Below are 4056 nucleotides of genomic sequence, written 5' to 3' on the forward strand. Positions count from 1 at the left end.
ATTGCTGGTTTACTTAAATGTACTTATTATTTTCTGTTCAATTTTCAAAGATCTTCCGGTCTCTCTCGACCGCTTTATTATGATAACATCCTTAGCGTCTATTGTCAATATTAATTTTACAAATTTATTTTAACAATTGTTACTAATGTTATTCTTGTTCATCGCATTCTTCTGCGACAACGAATATTATACTACCATGTTTTTCGCAACTAAATAATTCAAAATATCAAGAATACATGAATTATTTTAAAGTTATGACTTATTTCTTTTATTATCTTCTATTTTCTATAAATGACACTTCTGGAAGCGTTTTTGATATAATACTGATATTTTGGAATTTTGACTCAAGCTTATACATCATACGACAATAATAACCTATATATTATCTATGCCTGTACATTAAATTGCAAAAGATTATACATAACTAATATAAAAAAGAATGATTAAAATTCTCTCTTATTAGAGTATTTTCAATCATTCTTTTCTTGATTTATATACTGCAATTAGTTTCATGCATTTTACATCTAGATATTTACCTAGCCTATACACCTCTTAGATGTAATTTTATTACTGCAACATATACATTATAAATTCTTCACTATATCTTTAAACTTATTACCTCTCACCATGAAATTAGGATACATATCAAATGAAGCACAAGCAGGTGATAATGTAACAATATCTCCTGATTTTGCTATACTTTTTGCTATATCTACAGCTTCCTCCAACGTCTCAGCTATTTTTATATCAACCTTAATACCTTTTTCTTGTTCCAATTTATCGAATACGCCCTTAATCTTCTCCTTTGTTGCTCCCATAAGAATTAATTCTTTTATATATGGATATCCTTCATACGCTAATGGCTCAAAAGGTATATGTTTGTCATATCCACCTGCAATTACTATTACTTTTTCATCGAATGCTCTAAGTCCGGCCAAAGTTCTTGTCGGACTAGAAGCTATAGAATCATTGTAATACTTAACTCCATCCAGCTCTCTTACAAGCTCGCATCTATGTTCTACACCGGCAAAAGTTCCCGCAACCTTCTTCATTGTTTCTATTGAGACATCCTCCTTAGTTGCCAAAAATGCTGCCAAGTAGTTTTCAACATTGTGCATACCTTTAATTACTATATCATCTTTTTTACACACTTCTTTTCCTTCAAGATAAAGTATATTATCCTTATAGTATGCACCATCTGCTATTTCTCTCTTAGAGCTAAATTCTTTTACTATTCCTCGTGCTTCTCTTGTAAACTCATGTGTAATCTCATTTTCTCTATTAACCACTAAAAGTCCATCAGAACATTGATATAAAAAAACATTCTTCTTAGCATCTATATATTCTTGCATATCTTTGTGCACATCTAAATGATTAGGCGCTAAATTAGTACATATAGCTATATCTATCTCTTGAGTCATGGTCATGAGTTGAAAGCTAGATAATTCTAATACAACTCTATCATTTTCATTTATACTTTCTATTTGTGAAAATAATGGATTTCCTATATTACCTCCAACCCATGTTTTATATCCCTCTTCTTCTAATAACTTAGAAATAATTGTTGTTGTTGTTGTTTTTCCATCACTACCTGTTACTGCATATACTTTTCCTTTAGTATATCTGACGAATTCCTCCATTTCTGAAGTTATATATGCGCCTTCCTCTTTAGCCTTAACTAAAGCTTCACTATCTATTCTCATAGATGGTGTTTTAAACACTACGTCAAATCCTCTAAGATTATCTAAATATCCGCTTCCTAATTCTAATTTAACACCTTTATTATCAAATTCATTTGCTATATCTCCTAGTTCTTCTCTATTTTTTTTATCAAACGCTGTTACTTTAGCACCTAAACTTAATAGAGAATTGATTAAAGGAATATTGCTCACTCCTATTCCAACCACTGCGGTTTTCTTTCCCGATATGAATTTTTTGAATTCTTTAAAGTCCTCTCTCATCTTCATCCTCCATATTAAAATAATTTATTATATAAAAACATCCTATGCTGACTTAATATATGCAAAAACAAAATTACATGTAAATTTTCTAAAAGAAAAATATGCCTAAGCATAATTATATCACTCTGAAAACTTTCATTCCAGATTAACTCTTTATATCATATTATTGTCCATAATGTATATTATTATAATACAATTGAATGGATTTCCATTATTCTTTTGTGCTATCTAAGACTCAAATGATCCAAATCAATAAATATAAGGTATATTTCCTATAAAAACACAAAAATCATAAACTCCAAATATTGCAATAGCCTACTAATAAACAATTAGTAGGCTAATCTATTACTTTTATTAGAACTCTAAGCTCTTTTGTATATAAGCTTCTAATTCACTTATCTTAATTCTTTCTTGTTCCATTGTGTCTCTGTTTCTAATAGTAACTGCTTCATCTTCTAAAGTATCAAAATCAATTGTTATACAATATGGAGTTCCAATCTCATCCTGTCTTCTATATCTCTTTCCTATGCTTCCTGTTTCATCAAAATCAAGGTTGAACTTTTTGCTTAATTCAGCATAAACATCTAAAGCTTTTTCAGAAAGCTTTTTAGAAAGAGGTAATACAGCTGCTTTAAATGGAGCTAATGCTGGATGTAAATGCATTACTGTTCTAACATCTCCATCCTCTAATTCTTCTTCATCATAAGCTTCAATTAAAAATGCTAATGTAACTCTATCTGCACCTAATGACGGTTCTATAACATATGGTATATACTTTTCATTAGTTGTTTGATCTAAATAACTTAGATCTTGACCTGAATGTTCTTGATGTTTAGTCAAGTCATAATCAGTTCTGTCTGCTATACCCCAAAGTTCTCCCCAACCGAATGGGAATAGGTATTCTATATCAGAAGTTGCATTTGAGTAGAATGATAACTCCTCTTCTCCATGATCTCTCATTCTTAAGTTTTCTGGTTTAACATTCAGATTTAGCAAGAAGTTCCAGCAATAGTCCTTCCAATATTTATGCCATTCTAAATCAGTTCCTGGTTTACAAAAGAACTCCAATTCCATCTGTTCAAATTCTCTTATTCTAAATATGAAGTTACCAGGAGTAATTTCATTTCTAAAAGATTTACCTATTTGAGCTATACCAAACGGAACTTTCTTTCTTGAAGTTCTTTGAACCGCCTTAAAATTAACAAATATACCTTGTGCTGTTTCAGGTCGTAAATAAATTTCTGACTTAGCATCCTCAGTAACACCTTGGAAAGTTTTATACATAAGATTAAATTTTCTTATATCTGTGTAATTCATTTTTCCACATTTAGGACAAACTATATTATTACTTTCAATATATTCTTTTAATTGTTCATTAGACCATCCATCAGCGCTTGCTACTTCTGCACCATTAGCTGTCATATGATCTTCAACCAGCTTATCTGCTCTAAATCTTGCTTTACATTCTTTGCAATCCATTAGTGGGTCTGAGAAACCACCAACGTGTCCTGATGCCACCCAAACTTCACTATTCATTAAAATAGCTGAGTCTAATCCTACATTATAAGGACTTTCTTGAACAAATTTCTTCCACCAGGCTCTTTTTACATTATTTTTGAATTCTACACCTAAAGGACCATAATCCCATGAGTTAGCTAACCCCCCATATATATCTGAGCCTGGGAATACAAATCCTCTGTTTTTACAAAGTGCTACAATCTTATCCATTGTCTTTTCTACTGCCATCGTTTATCCCTCCAAATACATTTTTATAAAAATAAAAAAAGCCCTAACCACAAAGGGACGAAATTATAATTCCGCGGTTCCACCCTTCTTGGCTTAGGCCCATCTTTCTTCTTAAAATACCTTTGCACTAAAAAGCGCCATTCATCACAAATCAATAATGGTTCTCACCAAACACCATCTCTCTATAATTGACTTTCAGATTACTATTCTTTCTTAAACGTGCATATTTAATTTATAAATTAATTTTAACAAAATTAACATTTCTGTCAATATAAAAATATAGTCTAAAAAAATATAAAAAAATGGCTCCGCGAAGAGGACTCGAACCTCCAACCTATCGGTTAACAGC

The 4056-nt window shown here is 31.0% G+C and carries 2 protein-coding genes and 1 other annotated feature; both genes read right to left on the minus strand.

Features of this window, described 5'->3' with window-relative positions:
• Positions 1-584: 584 nt before the first annotated feature.
• Complete coding sequence (gene murD, locus CLOBL_RS26785; RefSeq protein WP_077861780.1) at positions 585-1961, minus strand: UDP-N-acetylmuramoyl-L-alanine--D-glutamate ligase; 1377 nt, start codon at positions 1959-1961, stop codon at positions 585-587.
• A gap of 354 nt (positions 1962-2315) precedes the next feature.
• Positions 2316-3707, minus strand: coding sequence for a glycine--tRNA ligase (locus tag CLOBL_RS26790; RefSeq protein ID WP_077861781.1), 1392 nt, complete (start codon positions 3705-3707; stop codon positions 2316-2318).
• A 50-nt stretch (positions 3708-3757) separates the two neighbouring features.
• Positions 3758-3934: a binding site (T-box leader), on the minus strand.
• Between the last annotated feature and the right edge of the window lie 122 nt (positions 3935-4056).

Source organism: Clostridium sp. BL-8 (assembly GCF_002006495.1).
Taxonomy (GTDB): domain Bacteria; phylum Bacillota; class Clostridia; order Clostridiales; family Clostridiaceae; genus Clostridium.

Excerpts from the sequence above, each read along its gene's own strand:
- CLOBL_RS26790 (WP_077861781.1), bottom strand. The coding sequence starts at position 3,707 with ATGGCAGTAGAAAAGACAATGGATAAGATTGTAGCACTTTGTAAAAAC.
- murD (WP_077861780.1), bottom strand. The coding sequence starts at position 1,961 with ATGAGAGAGGACTTTAAAGAATTCAAAAAATTCATATCGGGAAAGAAA.